Source organism: Desulfothermus naphthae (assembly GCF_054657475.1).
This window is the reverse complement of sequence record NZ_BAAHYQ010000001.1, coordinates 435,319-452,276: the sequence shown is the minus strand read 5'-3', so window position 1 is coordinate 452,276 and position 16,958 is coordinate 435,319. Positions and strand designations below refer to the sequence as shown.

Genomic DNA, 16,958 nt, shown 5'->3' with positions numbered 1-16,958 from the left:
AGCCTTGAATTACTCCATTTGATGAATTTCCATCATCAACACCAATAATTAAATAATAGGTTTTAGCAATATTATTTACAGTAACTGTGTAGTTTCCGTAAGAGCCAAGTTAAATACATCAGCAATCAAAACAGTCTCATCAGAAGATGTAGTGTCTATTTCATCTGCAGCCTTATATAACTCAACCAATTTGGAGCTAAGAGATGTCTGCCCTTGCCTGCTGATTTTGAATATCCTGCTGAATTGGGGTTAAGAGCTGAAGCTGTTTTACCTGGACAAGTTGATCAACAATATGCCTGGAAAGTCCACTGGGTCTTCCATTGGGATATGCATTGTAGCGTGAACCAAGAGCCATTTATGGGGTCTCCTTGTTTTTATTGAATTAGAGTGTTTGCAACAGCTGGAGGGCAATGGCAGGATTTTGATTTATCTGGGCTAGCATTGCTGCCACAGCCTGCCGTTTGACGTTGTTTTGTGTGCTGTCTGCTGTCTCTTTATTTATAAGGAAAAATTTTCTGATATATGCTGTACCGCAAAAAATATGCCAACCAGATAAAAGTTGAAATAAAAATTAAATGGTGTTTTCTTGGCATAAAAATGGCAGAAAGAACGCAAAAGGAGGTAGAGAAGAAATGATAAAGGTAGTTGATGGTAATATTAAGTTTTTAGCAGCAGAAAAGCCACTTAAGACAACGGAACTTTATAAATCAAACGATTGCTATGGACATGCGCATATTCTAAAGAAATATGCTAATTTGAATAAGAATTATCAAATAAAAGGGGTATTGGAACATGCAGCCATGTTATACGATCATGTGTGGAGTTTTGATATTTCTGTGCCTCTTCCTGTAATTTATTGCTTTAGTGACTATAGATTTTTATATTTAAGGCAACTCACCAATAAAGTGCTTTTTGCAATTGGACCATCAATTCATTATGCTGATCCGCTCCTGTCAAACTCAGAGCTAGTAGGATTAAAAAAACAATTGGGAAAAACCTTACTTGTCTTTCCCCCCCACTCAAGCTGGTCTATTTATGTAGATTTTGATGTAAAATATATAATTTCAGTTATAAAAGAGTTTGAAAAGGAATTTGAAAATATTTTAATTTGCCTAGGATGGAGAGATGTATTACGGAATATTGACAGTCTCTTTATAAAAGAAGGATATACCTGTGTAACTGCAGGAAATGTCTATGACATGCAGTTTTTAAATAGACTAAAGACTGTTATCCTTTTATCATCTCATACTATGTCTTTTTCCTTTGGGACTCATATAGGATTTTGTGTTTACCTCAACAGACCCCACTGGATTTGTAAAAGAGTAAAACAAAAGGTAAAAATACCTGATCAGATAAAAGATACCGCTGTGTATCACGGAACACCTTTATCTTATAATTTGGTGGAATATGTACTCGAAGCTTTTAAAGAACCTCAAGATAATATAAATTCAAGACAAATGGAAGTGACTGATATGCTTTGGGGAGTATCTCATATAAAGAACCCTCAGGAATTAAGGGAACTTTTTTCAATTGCTGAAGATTTGTATCAAAAAAAATATCTTCCCTGTGATAGAAGAAATCTTATTGGTTTATGTCAAACGTTTGACTATCTTAAAGTGAATGAACTGAAAAAATGTTATGTTCTATTAGACTATTTAAAAAGAGTGGGAATTAGTGATAAATGGTTAAACTTAATAAAGGGTTTTTTATATATAAAGGAAGGAAATTTTTTAAAGGCTGAGAAAAAAATAAAGAATTTATTGAAAGATAAGGGAATTTTAGGTGAAAAGGCCCGGATTTTAATGGATGCTATAGAAAAAAGAGAAAAAAATTTGGAACTTTCTTTAAAAGAGGATATAATGTCTTTATATCCAAAACCAGATATTTTCTCTATGAGAAAAATCAATCTTCCATGGAGGAATATATGAAAATAGTTCATCTCTCAACAGTGGATTTTTCAAGTAAGGGAATATCTGCTTATAGATTGCATAAAGCCTTACAAAAAAAAGGAGTGGATTCAACAGTATTTACTTTAGTAAAATCAAGCGGAGATCCTAGTGTGAAAATAATCACCTTTGATCCCTTTGATAAGACAAAGATTTTTATTTCAGATAAAGTGGTCCCTGATACTGAGACTATATCAAATTATATGATTGAAGAGTGGAGCAAGCTGTTAAAGATGCAAATAATGGCTCCTGATGGAGAATTGTTTTTCTCCTTACCTGATTCAATAATAAATTTAGAACAAATAATAGAAATAAATCAGGCGGATATAGTCCATATACATTGGTCTCCAGGTCTTGTGGATATAACTATGGCTCCTATTTACTTTATGAATAAACCTGTTTTTCTAACTATTTACGATAAATATCCTTTTACAGGAGGATGTCATTTACACAAGTGTGAAAAATTTAAAGAAGAATGTAAAAAATGCCCTTTATTAAAAGAAGGAGTAAAAGAAATCTCAACAATAAATTTCAATATAAAAAAGGAGTCATATAGTAATTTAAATTTATATGTTAATTCAACTAACAATTTTTTAAGAAAAGAAGCTCAAGAAAGTGGAATATTTGGTTCAGATTTCAAAATTGAAGTCATTCCTCCTGGTATATCTTTAAAAAAGTTTACCAGAAAAAACAAAAAAAGAGCAAGGGAACATCTGCATCTGCCTATTGATAAATTTATATTAATTTTTTGTTGTTCCTCTTTAAAAGATAGAAAAGATGATGTTCTTCGTCTAATGGACGCTTTGAAATTTTTAAGTAAAGAAGGTTTAGGCATTTATTTGATTCTTTTAGGTGCACACCCAGAAATAGTAAGGAGAGACATGCCTTTTCCAGTTCATGCATTAGGTTATGTTCCTCATGAAGAAGTTATGTGTTGGTATTATAGCGCTTCAGATATCTTTGTTAATCCATCTATCCGTTTTGAAATATCTATCAGCACATTGGAAGCAATGAGTTGTGGTCTTCCTGTTGTTGCTTTTGATTATGGAGCTATAAGAGATGTTATTACACATAAAAAAGAGGGATATATTGCAAAGATCTATGATGTAGAAGATTTTGCATATGGAATTAAATGGATACTAGAAAATAAAGAAAAAAAGATTTATTTGTCAAAAAATGCACGAAACAAAGTGAAAAATGATTTTAATTTAGAAAAGGTGGCAGAAAATTGTATAAAATTATATGAAGATAAATTAAAATTTCCAGTAAAAATAAAAAGACAGAACTTGATAAAATTGGGAGAAAAATTCTTTTTAAATAAAGATTTGAATAAGTCCTTATTATTATTTAACAAACTTTTAGAAAGAAATGGCGAAGATGCAGAAGTATTGAATAATATTGGGGTAATCTATTGGCAAAAAGGTATGTTTGAGAAAGCAAAAAATTTTTTTAAAAAAGCTTATGAATTAAATCCACATTTAAAGGAAATTAGGGAAAATTACAAAAAAGTTACACAAAATGTAGAAAAAAAATAAGTAAAAAGGAGAAGCACAATGTTCCCTGTATCTACGTGGACAGAAGGCTATATTACAGATATAAGTTATACTACGAATTTTTACTACCATCAACATCCTGATTTTTTAAATTTTTGCTGTCTTTTATATGGATATGAACCTTTAAATCTAAGAAAGGAATTTACTTATTGTGAGCTTGGATGCGGCACAGGACTAACTCTAAATATCATGGCGATGTTATATCCAACGGGAAATTTTTATGGAATTGATTTTAACCCCGATCATATTCTATTTGCAAACTCTCTTAAAGACAAACTAGGATTACAAAACATCAAATTTTTTGAGTCCTCTTTCAAAGAAATTGTTGAAGAAAAGATAGAAGAGTTCCCTGAATTTAATATGATAACCTTGCACGGAGTATTTAGTTGGATAAATCATGAAAATAGGATGAAAATAGTTGAATTCGCCAGGAGAAAATTAAAACCAGGTGGGCTTTTAAGCGTAAGTTATAATGATATGTGTGGTTGGTTTATGAGAGTGCCTTTTCAAAAAATAATTGTAGATTTCGCTAAATTGTTTCCTGAAGTTATAAGTTTAAAAAAGGTTAAAATGGTTCTAAATATAATTAAAAAGTTGCAAGAAGGAGGCTCTAAATATTTTAATTCCCCAATAATAAAAAAGACCTTAGGAAAGTCAGAGGAAATGCCTATCAATTATATAGTCCATGAATATTTAAATGAGGATTGGCAACCTTTGTTTTTTTCTGAGGTCTGTTCTTATATGCAGGAAGCTAAATTAAAATATTTAGGTATGGCTGATCCTGTATGGTTTTTTGACGATGTTTTGTTCAACAATACACAATTAAAGGCACTCAATAGTCTTAGATCTATGTATATGAGAGAGATATCAAAAGATTATATATTAAATTTACCTTTTAGAAAAGATATATATATAAAGGGAGGAATCCTTTTACCAAAAGAGATATGCAATTACAAATTATATAATGAAGTAAAATTTATTTTAATAAAACCTGGTGAGGAAGATGATGAAATTAATAAAATTGAATTAAAATATACAGAAAGAAGGGTCAATATAAATAAAGGAATAGTAAGTAAGTTATTAGAAGAGTTAATAGAAACTAAAACAATAGAAGAACTAAAAAAATTTGATGTATTAAAAGATGTTAAAAAAAATGAATTGTTGAAAATTATTGCTATGTTAATACATAAAGGTATTGTTATTCCAATTATGAGTGAACCTCCTAAAATTAAGGAAAAGTGTAAATATTTTAATAAATATGTAGCTAAAGATGCAAGATATAAAAATGAGTTAAAATTTTTTGTACTTCCCAAAGCTGGAACTGCAATGTCAGTATCTCTCATAAATAGATTAGTTTATGATGCCATCGTAAATGAAGGTAAAAATAATATTGATGATATTATGACTCATACACAATCTTTTATTGAAAAGAGAGATTTAAATTGGGAGGTATTTGGTCAAGACAAAAGCAGAGAAGAAATTCTTAATAAAGAAGTAAGTGATTGTTTAGAGAAATACTGGCCTTTTTGGGAGAGATTAGAGGCTATTTAAAATTACAAGGAGGAAATAAATTATGGAGAAAAATAGTGGGGAAAATAAAATTTTTAGTTTAAAAGATAAACTTGAAGCAGCAAGGTCTTATCATCTAAGTGGAAATTTGGTCAAAGCGGAAGGCCTTTATAGAGAAATCTTGCAACAAGACCCTTCAAATGCTGAAGCAACGCATCTTCTTGGATTACTTGCTATGCAAGTTGGTAAATTAGAACTTGCAAAATTCTTAATTGAGTCGGCTATTAAACTGGATTCCAAGGATCCTGTATTTTACGTTAATTTGGGTGTTGTTTATTATTTGGAAAAAGATTTTGAAAGAGCAAAGCAACTATTTAAAAAGGCTATAGACATGGATCCAACATACATAGAAGCCTACGGAAATTTGGGAAAGTTACTTGCTGAAGAAAATTTTTTGGAAGAGGCGAGAAAATTTTTGGTAAAAGCAGTTAATTTGGGGAATATGGACCCAAGTGTTTTAATTACCCTTGCAGAAGTAAATTATAGGCTTGGAGCTTACTCTAGATCTGAAGAACTTTGTAATATTATGATCCATGAATTGGATATACAGGAAAAACAAGTCCTAGAAATTTTGGTAAAGTCATTATTAAAACAAAATAAAGCATTAGAAGCTGCACCCTATGTTGAGATTTTAATACAAAGATGGGGCGAGACACCGATGTATAAAAAATTTAAAGATAAAATTTATAAATATAGTGGCATTGCCAATACTTCTGAGGCTGGCGATATTAAACAATAAGATTTAAAGAAGATTAGGAGGTTAAAGATGGTCCTGGAAATTAGTTTAGCCAATGTTGAGTCCCAAGAAGTTGAAGCTCTTTTAAAAGAAGCAGAGCAATTGCATGGTGAAGGAAATTACAAAAAGGCTGAAGAATTGTATAGAAAAATATTGGATTTGGATCCCACAAACGCTACAGCTTACCACAATCTTGGTATTATGGCTCTTCAAGGGGAGCAGTATGAATTAGCTGAAAAATTGCTTAAAGCTGCCGCTGATTTAGAACCTGGTAATATAAGGTATTTAATGGACCTGGGCACTGTTTTTTTCTGTTTAAAGAAATTTAATAAAGCCATTTCTACATACAAAAAAGCCTTAGAGATCTCATCTGATGATTTTGAGGTGTTGTACAATTTAGGCTCCATATTAATGGAAGTTCAGAGATTTGAAGAAGCTAGAGAATATTTGGATAAGGCAGTTGTTTTATGTCATTGGGATCCGCGACCATTTGTTAAGTTGGCATATTGTTTAGTACAACTTAATAGATATGATGAGGCAGAAGAAATTGCAAAGGCAGCTTATGTATTACGACCTCGGGATAAAGAACATCTTTTTATTTTAATGGAAGTATTTTTAGAAATCAACAGACCATGGTATGCTATTACAATAGGACAGAAATTGAAGGAATTAGATCCTGCCAATATAAGTTTTAGAGCTCGCTTGGCAAATGCATACCTGCTAGCAGGGGTAGTGTGTAAGGCAGAAGAAGAGGCTCGCAAAACATTAAATCTCGCACCTAATATGGCAGGCTTATATAAACTTTTATCCAATGCTATGATGGTATGCTCTGGATGGGATGAAGCAATTGAGGTTGTAGAGGAAGGCTTAAAACTAGATCCCCAAAATGATGGACTTTTACTTCAAAAGGCTTCAATTTTAGAGAAAAAAGGAAAGGATGAGGAGTCTTTTAAAATAGTAAAAGAATTTTTTGCTCATAAAAATACTTATAATCCCCAAGCTGTGAGTTTACTAGCAACTTTGTGTAAAAAATTTCATGCAGAAAAAGAAGGCATAGATTTATTAAATGAAGTTTTGGAAAATAAAGGATTATCAAAGGGTTTTATTTCTTCAACAAAATTCATTCTCGCTGAGCTTTACGATAATTTAAAAGACTATGATCGAGCATTTAAGGAATTGAAACAAGCCAATGATCTGGTTCCAAGGACATATAATCCTCAAAAAGAAGAACAATATTTTCATAATTTGAAAAAAGTATTTACTACTGAATTTTTCAAAAAAGCAAAAAGATCTACTATCGAGACAAAAAAGCCTATCTTTATCGTAGGAATGCCTCGCTCTGGAACATCTTTAACAGAACAGATCCTGGCAACACATCCAGATGTATATGGGGCTGGAGAACTGGCAAAGATGGGGGAAATTGCTTCAAGCCTCTCCCATTGGATGGGGGAAAATATCCCATTTCCTGAAATCGCTTTAGAATTAGACGAAAAAACCTTAAATAAGGCAGCCCAAGAATACCTTGATTTCATTGATTCTCTAAGTGGCGGTGTATTCATCCATGTAACAGATAAAATGCCACAAAATTTCCTTTACATGGGACTTATGGCTCTGATATTTCCAGAAGTAAAGATCATTCATTGCAGGCGAAATCCCTATGATACATGTCTTTCAAATTACTTTCAAAACTTTGCAGCTGCTGGACTATCATTTGCGTATAATTTAGAAGACCTTGGTCATTACTACCGTCTATATCTTGACATTATGCAACACTGGAGAGAAGTGTTACCAATTACATTTTATGAGAGCCAATATGAAGAATTGGTCAAAAAGCCCAGAGAAAAGATAAAAGAGTTATTGGATTTTTGTGAGTTAGATTGGTATGAAGGGTGTCTTGAATTTTATAAGACAAAGAGGGATGTCAAAACAGCAAGTTATGATCAGGTAAGAAAACCCCTATATACAAAATCTGTTTCCAGATGGAAAAGATATGAAAAACATCTTGAACCACTTAAAAAAGTCCTTGAAGCAGATGAAGGGCCTGGTCTATCCCTAAAGCAGGCAGGCATAATAATTGATTATGAATCAGGAGAAAACAAATAACTTAAGAGTCAGGATACAAAAATGAAAAAAGTGGCTTTTATAGATCGTGAGAAGGAATTTAAGTTTTTACAAAATTGGATAGAGTCAGAGCCAAATGCTATATTGTTTTTATATGGGCCAAAAAGTGGAGGAAAGACTACATTAATTTACAAATTTATAGATTCTCTGGATAAGGAAAAATATGAAATAAAGGATTTTAATTTAAGAGAATATGTGATTTCCAATTACAGAGATTTTTTGAGTGTATTTTTTGGGATAGATTTTAGTAAATCTAAAGAGGATGTAAAAGAAAAAAGACAATATAACCTTCGTGTGTTTAAATTGGATGTAGAGGTATATAAAGGTCTTCAGAATTTAGAATATGATGCCTTTGAAATAATGAAAAAAGAGCTTTTAAAGATAAGGGATAAAGGGAAGAAGCCAATAATATTAATAGATGAGCTTCAGGCATTAGAAGATATTTATATAAACGGGAAGAGGGAGTTAATAAAAGAGGTATTTAATTTTTTTATAGCAATGACAAAGGAATCCCATTTATGCCATGTTATAGTTGCAAGCAGTGATGGATATTTTATAGAAAAGATTTATACCTATTCAAAATTGAGTAAAACAAGTGAACTTCTGGAGATAGATTATCTGGGGAAGGAAGATGTATTTTATTGGCTGAGCAACATAGATAAAGAAAATAATATACATGATTTTAGACTTACTAATGAACAAATAAATTTGATCTGGGATAAACTGGGTGGAAGTATCTGGGAGATAGATTCGATTCTATTCAGGCTTAAATTAAAAGCAAACAATGGATATGTTAATACAGAGGATATTGAGACAGAGTTAAATAGAATAATTCATACAAATTTTGTAAAGATAGTAGATTATATTGGTATATACTATGACGATGAGTTGAATTTCGCAATAGCGAAAATTTTAAAGGAAAAATATGCATTTACTATAAAAGATTTCTCACATTTTGAAAAGGGTAAGCTTATTGAAGAATTAGGAAATTTAGTAAGATTAAATTATTTGTATTACAATCCAGTAACAGGTGAATATAAGCCTCAGGGGAAGAGTTTTTACTGGGCATATCTAAAATATGGTGCAGAATTTGGTAAGTGACTAAAGAAGGGAGTTAGTTAATGAAAAAAGTAGCTTTTATAGATCGTGAGAAGGAATTTAAGTTTTTGGCAAATTGGATAGACTCAGAGCCAAACGCTATATTGTTTTTATATGGTCCAAAAAGTGGAGGAAAGACCACATTAATTTATAAATTTATTGAGTCTCTGGATAAGGAAAAATATGAGATAAAGGATTTTAATTTAAGAGAATATGTGATTTCCAATTACAAAGATTTTTTGAGTGTATTTTTTGGTATAGATTTTAGTAAGTCCAAAGAGGATGTAAAAGAAAAAAGACAATATAATCTTCGTGTGTTTAAGTTGGATGTAGAGGTATATAAAGGTCTTCAGAATTTAGAATATGATGCCTTTGAAATAATGAAAAAAGAGCTTTTAAAGATAAGGGATAAAGGGAAGAAGCCAATAATATTAATAGATGAGCTTCAGGCATTGGAAGATATTTTTATAAACGGGAAGAGGGAGTTAATAAAAGAGGTATTTAATTTTTTTATAGCAATGACAAAGGAATCTCATTTATGCCATGTTATAGTTGCAAGTAGTGATGGATATTTTATAGAAAAGATTTATACTTATTCAAAATTATCAAAGACATCAAAGCTAATTGAAATAGACTATCTTGATAAAGAGGCAATTTATTATTGGCTCAAGAATATAGACAGGGAAAATAATATAACAAATTATAGATTGACAGATGAGCAAATAGATTTAATCTGGGAAAAACTTGGTGGAAGTATATGGGAGATTGATGATATTCTTCAGACTATGTTATCATATGCAAGAGATGGGAAAGTAAATACAAAAGAGCTATTGAATGAATTAAATAAGATTATTCATGCAAATTATATAAGATTGATAGAATATAGACCTCTTTATTATAAGAAAGAACTTTTTTTAGATATTGCCAAATTATTTCTTAATAAGGGATATTTTTATTTGAACGAATTATCAAACAAGTTTGAAGAGACAAAACTAATGGATGAATTGGGAAATTTAGTAAGATTAAATTATTTGTATTACAATCCAGTAACAGGTGAATATAAGCCTCAGGGGAAGAGTTTTTACTGGGCATATCTAAAATATGGTGCAGAATTTGGTAAGTGACTAAAGAAGGGAGTTAGTTAATGAAAAAAGTAGCTTTTATAGATCGTGAGAAGGAATTTAAGTTTTTGGCAAATTGGATAGACTCAGAGCCAAACGCTATATTGTTTTTATATGGTCCAAAAAGTGGAGGAAAGACCACATTAATTTATAAATTTATTGAGTCTCTGGATAAGGAAAAATATGAGATAAAGGATTTTAATTTAAGAGAATATGTGATTTCCAATTACAAAGATTTTTTGAGTGTATTTTTTGGTATAGATTTTAGTAAGTCCAAAGAGGATGTAAAAGAAAAAAGACAATATAATCTTCGTGTGTTTAAGTTGGATGTAGAGGTATATAAAGGTCTTCAGAATTTAGAATATGATGCCTTTGAAATAATGAAAAAAGAGCTTTTAAAGATAAGGGATAAAGGGAAGAAGCCAATAATATTAATAGATGAGCTTCAGGCATTGGAAGATATTTTTATAAACGGGAAGAGGGAGTTAATAAAAGAGGTATTTAATTTTTTTATAGCAATGACAAAGGAATCTCATTTATGCCATGTTATAGTTGCAAGCAGTGATGGATATTTTTTAGAAAAGATTTATACTTATTCAAAATTATCAAAGACATCAAAGCTAATTGAAATAGACTATCTTGATAAAGAGGCAATTTATTATTGGCTCAAGAATATAGACAGGGAAAATAATATAACAAAATATAGATTGACAGATGAGCAAATAGATTTAATCTGGGAAAAACTTGGTGGAAGTATATGGGAGATTGATGATATTCTTCAGACTATGTTATCTTATGCAAGAGATGGGAAAGTAGATACAAAAGAGTTATTGAATGAATTAAATAAGATTATTCATGCAAATTTTGTAAAGATAGTAGATTATATCGGTATATACTATGACGATGAGTTGAACCTCGCAATAGCAAAAATCTTAAAAGAAAAAAATGCATTTACTATAAAAGATTTCTCACATTTTGAAAAGGGTAAGCTTATTGAAGAATTAGGAAATTTAGTAAGATTAAATTATTTGTATTATAATCCACTCACAGGCGAATATAAGCCTCAGGGAAAGAGTTTTTACTGGGCATATATAAAATATGGTGAGGAATTTGGTAAGTAATTAAAGAATGGAGCTGATTAATGAAGAAAGTAGCTTTTATAGATCGTGAGAAGGAATTTAAGTTTTTGGCAAATTGGATAGAGTCAGAGCCAAATGCTATATTGTTTTTATATGGGCCAAAAAGTGGAGGAAAGACCACATTAATTTATAAATTTATAGAGTCTCTGGATAAGGAAAAATATGAGATAAAGGATTTTAATTTACGTAAGTATGTAATTTCCAATTACAGAGATTTTTTGAGTGTATTTTTTGGGATAGATTTTAGTAAGTCCAAGGAAGATGTAAAAGAAAAGAGACAATATAATCTTCGGATATTTAAATTGGATATAGAGACATACAAAGGACTTCAAAATCTGGAGTATGATGCCTTTGAAATAATGGAAAAAGAGCTTTTAAAGATAAGGCAACAAGGCAAAAAGCCAATAATATTAATAGATGAGCTTCAGGCATTAGAAGATATTTATATAAACGGAAAAAGGGAGTTAATAAAAGAGGTATTTAATTTTTTTATAGCTATGACAAAGGAATCCCATTTATGCCATGTCATAGTTGCAAGCAGTGATGGATATTTTATAGAAAAGATTTATACCTATTCAAAATTGAGTAAAACAAGTGAGCTTTTAGAGATAGATTATCTTGGGAAGGAAGATGTATTTTATTGGCTTAGCAACATAGATAAAGAAAATAATATACATGATTATAAACTTACTCATGATCAAATAAATTTGATCTGGGATAAACTGGGTGGGAGTATCTGGGAGATAGATTCGATTCTATTCAGGCTTAAATTAAAAGCAAACAAAGGATATGTTAATACAGAGGATATTGAGACAGAGTTAAATAAGATTATTCATGCAAATTTTGTAAAGATAGTAGAATATAGAAAATTATATTATAAAAAGGAGCTTTTTTTGCAGATTGCAAAATTGTTTAAACAAAAAGGATATTTTGTATATCAAGATGTAGAAGAATCATTTGATGATATAAAACTTATGGATGAGCTTGGAAATTTGGTAAGATTGAATTACTTATATTACAATCCAGTAACAGGCGAATATAAGCCTCAGGGAAGGAGTTTTTACTGGGCCTATATAAAATATGGTGAAGAATTTGATAATAAAGCGTAAGGGTCAAAATATGAAATTACCAATAGGTATATCTACTTTTAAAGAGATAAGAGAAGATTATGTATATGTTGATAAGACAAAATACATAATGGAATTAATAAATAATCATAAGTATGTATTTTTATCCCGACCTCGTAGATTTGGTAAGAGTCTTTTGTGTGATACATTAGTAAGTATAAAGGATATTATGCCAGTGTGTTTTATGCATATATAGCGAGTTTGGGACTTAAGATAGTAGCAGAGGATGTGACAAATAGAGGCAGGATAGATTTTACAGTAAAATTTAAGGATAAATACTACATATTTGAGTTTAAGGTAACAGATGAAGATCCACTAAAGCAGATAAAAGAGAAGAGATATTTTGAGAAATATTCAGGAAAAGAGAAGGAAGTTATAATAATAGGAATTGTGTTTGATGAGAAGAGAAGAAATATTAAAAAATTTGTTTGGGAAAAAGTGTAATTTAAAATTGTTATACCATGATCGTTACTGCATGGAATTTAAAGCATAATATAGAAATTTTGAGTTTTGATACAGTAATTGCAGGTACTGGTTTTTCTGGACTTGAAGCTGCTTTTGGGGCGATTGGAGTAAAAGGTGTAAAAAAAATTGCTCTTATATCTCTTAGAGACGGACTTTCTGGTTCCTCTTTTTTAAATCACAATAAGCAAGTTGGAATTCAAATGCCTCTTACAGAGAAGGAGAAGAAAAACTTTATAAATAGGGCAATAGAAATAGCTTATCCTGGATATATTGATAGAAAATTAGTAAATATTTTAATGGAAGATGCAGAAGAAAGACTTCTTGAAATACAGAATTTAGGGATTGATTTTATTGTAGATAATAAAGGTAATTTAACAAAATTTAAAGGTTGTTTTTTGCCCGAACAAAACAGTGCTGTTGTGATTTTAAACTTAAAAAGTGCATTCTCAAAACTTTTTAATCGTATAAAAGACAAAGTATGTTTTTTTCCTGATGTATGTATATTGAAAATTTTTGTGGATAAAAAGGAGAAACGCATTATCGGCTTAATTTGTTTTGACATTAAGAAAAATAAATTTCTTGCAATTAAAACCAAATCATTGGTTATGGCTACTAGTGGAGTTGTTTCTTTATTTCCTTATAATATCTCATGGATGCATCCATTTTGTGGAATCACTATGGGTGTTCTAAAAGATGCTTCTGTTAACTTAGTTAATGAAGGATTTATTCAGATGCTCTGGCTTAAGACAACTACTCTTGATTTTTTCTCTTACAGTAATTTTAAACAAACAAATCTTGCAATTGAATGGGAAAAACAGAAGATTTCATTGCCTTTTGAGTATTTTAATTTAATCGACATACGGGATTCCCACTGTCCTATTGGATATGGGACTCAGGATTTTAAGCTGGATAAATTTTTACTACAATTTATAACAAAAAAAGGGGTTAAATTAATAGACAAAAATAGGGGTTTTTTTATACGGCCTTTTGCTCAGGCCCAAAACGGAGGTGCAAAGATTGACGAACATGGGATGAGTAGTATAAGAGGACTATTTGCATGTGGTGAATGTGCTTCTGGAATGCATGGAGCCAACAGGATTGGTGGGGCGATGATTTTATCTTGTCTGGTCTTTGGGTTTAGGGCAGGTAAATATGCAGCAATTTTTTCTAAAGAAAATAAATTCTTATCCGATAAAATATTTACAAACTTAGTTAATGATTTTTTGGATGAAATAAAATGTTTAAATTCTCAGGATAACCATAGGCGGATTGACATATCAAAGTCCTTATTGTTGGGAGAAAAAGAGGAGTTAATAAAAATAAGAGAAAATATTCATAAGGAACTTGAAGCTCAACAAGCATATATTGAAAGATTAAAATTGATGAGTTTATTAACTGTAGTGGAAGGTAGGCTTAAGGGTTTAAATTAAGTAAATCGGGAGTACCGGATTTGTTATTGGTAGATAAAAATTTTTTAAAACCCACTAAAGAAGCGAGAATAATTGCTATCTTGGAAAATTTGAATACTAATCCAGATATTAGTCAGGCGGATTTAGGAGAGCGTGTTCTTGTTAGTGGAGCCAGGGTAAATTCTTATTTAAAAGAGTTGGAACAAAAAAAGTTAATTAAGATTGAGCCATTGAATGGCAAAAGTTTCAAATATGTTCTTACTCCAAAGGGACAGGAAGTAAGGAGAAAGTTACTTGGTCAATATATGGCTGAGATAGTCCAGATATATTCTAGTTTAAAAGAGAATATAAAAGAAAAATTACATCATATTTATGAACTGGGATATAGAAGATTAGTTTTTTTTGGTGCATCTTCTACGTGTGAAGTTGTATTGTCTTCTATTTTTGATTTAGATATTAAAGTTGTTGCAATTGTAGACAATGATAAAGATAAACATGGAAATCTTATTTTCGGTTATGTGATAATGCCTCCTCAGGTGTTAAATACCTTAAAAATAGATGCAATATTAATCACTTCTTTTGCTAAATATGAAGAAATAAGACAAGATTTAAATAAAATATTAAAACAGGATATTCCAATTTTTAACCTATGAAAAAGAAAATACAAATATATAATCATTACATTGGGGATGAGTGCCCATGTTTTATTGTGGCTGAAATAGGAAACAACCATCAGGGAAATTTTGAACTAGCAGTTAAATTAATTGAAAAGGCCAAAGAAGCAGGAGTAGATGCTGTAAAGTTTCAAAAAAGGGATATTAATTCATTACTTACCAAACACTTGTATAACAGTCCTTATGATGGACCAAATAGTTTTGGAAAAACCTATGGAGAACATAGAGAAAAAGTTGAGCTTAGCGTAGAAGATTTTGCAAAGTTAAAAAAAATAGCCGAAGATATGGATATTTTGTTTTTTGCATCAGTGTGGGATGAAATAAGTTTAGACCAAATGATTAAAATTGGACTAGAAATAATTAAAATTCCATCAGCAGATTTAGTTAATATACCTCTTATAAGAAAAGCTGCAACTTATAAAAAAGTAATTTTTTTATCAACAGGAATGAGTTCATTAGAAGAAATTGATGTAGCTGTTTCTGAATTAAATAAAAGAGGTTCAAACTATGTATTACTACATTGTAATAGTTCATATCCTTGTCTTTATGAAGAAATAGCCCTTCCTGCTATAAAACAATTGATGGAGAGATACAGTTGTTTAGTTGGTTATTCTGGGCATGAAATAGGTATTTATCCATCACTTGCCTCTATTTGTTATGGAGCATGTGTAGTTGAGAAACATTTTACACTTGATAAGGATCTTCCAGGTAGTGATCATTGTGTTTCATTGACACCTGATGAAATGAAGAAATTGGTACAAGGCATCAGGATTATTGAGAAATCAATAATAGTAAAGGAAAAGAAAGTCTTTGATAGGGAATATGAATCATCTAAAAAGCTTAGAAAAAGTATTGTAGCTTCTAGAGATATAAAAAAAGGAGAAATTCTTAGTGAAAATAACATTACAGTTAAATCTCCAGGAACGGGGCTATCTCCTATTTATTGGGATTATGTGATAGGGAAAAAAGTTAATCAAGATTATTTAAAAGATGATTTTATTCTTTTGGATGAGATAGAATGAATATATTGATGATAACTATCAATGATCCAGCAGGAACAGCTATTAATTTCACCAAGGCAATAAATAAATATACATCTCATACATGCAGACTCATTACAAAAGAAATAAGATATAATTTTATGTTTGAAAAGGATATTCACATCCCTTGGATAAAAACAAAAGAACAATGGGATGAGGTAGAATCCCTTTTAAAAAATAGTGATGTAATTCATTTTCACATGACTGCAGATGAAGAGATAGAACTCGGCCCATTTAAAGTGAAACATTATATTAAGGGAAAGATGATTGTGCATCATCATCATGGCCATCCAGATTTTAGGAGTAATCCTCAAAAATATAGGGAAAAATACAAAAAAAAGAAAAGAACAAAGCTGCTAGTTAGCACTCCTGATCTTTTAAAACTATTGCCTGAGGCCAAATGGCAACCCAATCTGGTTCCCTTAAATGGGCCCCTTTACATGCCTGTTGATAAGCCGCCTTTTCCTGTGAGAATCTGTCATTCGCCTACCAGACGAGAACTAAAAGATACAGATTTTTTTATTTATGTAGTTAATAAATTAAAACAAAAGATAAAGGGGATAAAAGAGATAATAATAGAAAATACTCTTCATAAAGAATGTCTTAAACAAAAACAGTATTCCCATATTCTGTTTGACCATCTTCAAGGATATTTTGGGGTAAGTAGTTTAGAAGGATTATCTCAGGGGCTTTGTGTAGTTGCAGGAATAGACGAGTGGTGTAGAATGCATATTCACAAATTCACACAAAGTGATTATCTTCCATGGTATGTTTCTTCAAAGGATAAATTAATGGAGGATATATTATTGTTGGTGAATGATAGGGATTTAAGAGAAGAATATGGTAAAAGAGCGCGAAGTTTTATGGAAAAATTCTGGAATGAGCAAAAAGTTATTGCAAATCTTATTGCATTTTATGAAAATGAAAAGCAAATAAATTAAAAAATAAAAAGGGGTATGG

At 30.7% G+C, this 16,958-nt stretch carries 16 protein-coding genes; 15 read left to right on the top strand and 1 reads right to left on the bottom strand.

The window, feature by feature from the left end; translation table 11 throughout:
• Positions 1-196: 196 nt before the first annotated feature.
• On the bottom strand, positions 197-355 hold the full coding sequence (locus tag ACYQ1E_RS02150) for a hypothetical protein (RefSeq protein ID WP_459875036.1): 159 nt from the start codon (positions 353-355) through the stop codon (positions 197-199).
• Between the two features lie 277 nt (positions 356-632).
• On the opposite strand from ACYQ1E_RS02150, the gene ACYQ1E_RS02145 reads away from it, so the two are divergent.
• From ACYQ1E_RS02145 to ACYQ1E_RS02075, 15 genes are read left to right on the top strand one after another with little or no spacing between them, the layout of a single operon-like run.
• A complete protein-coding gene (locus tag ACYQ1E_RS02145; protein ID WP_459875035.1) occupies positions 633-1,928 on the top strand; it encodes a hypothetical protein in 1,296 nt (431 codons plus the stop codon).
• On the top strand, positions 1,925-3,481 hold the full coding sequence (locus ACYQ1E_RS02140) for a glycosyltransferase (protein ID WP_459875034.1): 1,557 nt from the start codon (positions 1,925-1,927) through the stop codon (positions 3,479-3,481). Before ACYQ1E_RS02145 ends, ACYQ1E_RS02140 begins: the two co-directional genes overlap by 4 nt.
• Before the next feature lie 18 nt (positions 3,482-3,499).
• Entirely contained in the window at positions 3,500-5,050 is a 1,551-nt protein-coding gene (locus ACYQ1E_RS02135) for a methyltransferase regulatory domain-containing protein (RefSeq protein ID WP_459875033.1), read from the top strand.
• 22 nt (positions 5,051-5,072) lie between these two features.
• Positions 5,073-5,807 carry a tetratricopeptide repeat protein gene (locus tag ACYQ1E_RS02130; RefSeq protein WP_459875032.1) on the top strand — a complete coding sequence of 245 codons (735 nt, stop codon included), beginning with the start codon at positions 5,073-5,075 and terminating at the stop codon, positions 5,805-5,807.
• A gap of 27 nt (positions 5,808-5,834) precedes the next feature.
• Complete coding sequence (locus tag ACYQ1E_RS02125; protein WP_459875030.1) at positions 5,835-7,907, top strand: tetratricopeptide repeat-containing sulfotransferase family protein; 2,073 nt, start codon at positions 5,835-5,837, stop codon at positions 7,905-7,907.
• A 21-nt stretch (positions 7,908-7,928) separates the two neighbouring features.
• On the top strand, positions 7,929-9,026 hold the full coding sequence (locus ACYQ1E_RS02120) for an ATP-binding protein (RefSeq protein ID WP_459875029.1): 1,098 nt from the start codon (positions 7,929-7,931) through the stop codon (positions 9,024-9,026).
• Between the two features lie 20 nt (positions 9,027-9,046).
• Positions 9,047-10,147 (top strand): ATP-binding protein, encoded by a 1,101-nt coding sequence (locus tag ACYQ1E_RS02115; RefSeq protein WP_459875028.1) that lies wholly within the window; start codon positions 9,047-9,049, stop codon positions 10,145-10,147.
• Between the two features lie 20 nt (positions 10,148-10,167).
• Positions 10,168-11,265, top strand: a complete 1,098-nt coding sequence (locus ACYQ1E_RS02110; RefSeq protein ID WP_459875026.1) for an ATP-binding protein — start codon at positions 10,168-10,170, stop codon at positions 11,263-11,265.
• A 20-nt stretch (positions 11,266-11,285) separates the two neighbouring features.
• A complete protein-coding gene (locus tag ACYQ1E_RS02105; RefSeq protein WP_459875024.1) occupies positions 11,286-12,392 on the top strand; it encodes an ATP-binding protein in 1,107 nt (368 codons plus the stop codon).
• Positions 12,393-12,402: 10 nt separating this feature from the next.
• Positions 12,403-12,606 carry an AAA family ATPase gene (locus tag ACYQ1E_RS02100; protein ID WP_459875023.1) on the top strand — a complete coding sequence of 68 codons (204 nt, stop codon included), beginning with the start codon at positions 12,403-12,405 and terminating at the stop codon, positions 12,604-12,606.
• Positions 12,588-12,854: a PD-(D/E)XK nuclease domain-containing protein gene (locus ACYQ1E_RS02095; RefSeq protein WP_459875021.1), complete on the top strand. Its 267-nt coding sequence runs from the start codon at positions 12,588-12,590 to the stop codon at positions 12,852-12,854. Before ACYQ1E_RS02100 ends, ACYQ1E_RS02095 begins: the two co-directional genes overlap by 19 nt.
• Before the next feature lie 17 nt (positions 12,855-12,871).
• Positions 12,872-14,305, top strand: a complete 1,434-nt coding sequence (locus ACYQ1E_RS02090) for an FAD-binding protein (RefSeq protein ID WP_459875020.1) — start codon at positions 12,872-12,874, stop codon at positions 14,303-14,305.
• A gap of 20 nt (positions 14,306-14,325) precedes the next feature.
• Positions 14,326-14,937: a winged helix-turn-helix transcriptional regulator gene (locus ACYQ1E_RS02085; RefSeq protein ID WP_459875019.1), complete on the top strand. Its 612-nt coding sequence runs from the start codon at positions 14,326-14,328 to the stop codon at positions 14,935-14,937.
• Positions 14,938-14,993: 56 nt separating this feature from the next.
• Complete coding sequence (locus ACYQ1E_RS02080) at positions 14,994-15,980, top strand: N-acetylneuraminate synthase family protein (protein ID WP_459875018.1); 987 nt, start codon at positions 14,994-14,996, stop codon at positions 15,978-15,980.
• Positions 15,977-16,939: a glycosyltransferase gene (locus ACYQ1E_RS02075; RefSeq protein WP_459875017.1), complete on the top strand. Its 963-nt coding sequence runs from the start codon at positions 15,977-15,979 to the stop codon at positions 16,937-16,939. The genes ACYQ1E_RS02080 and ACYQ1E_RS02075 overlap by 4 nt, the downstream gene beginning before the upstream one ends.
• Positions 16,940-16,958: the final 19 nt, after the last annotated feature.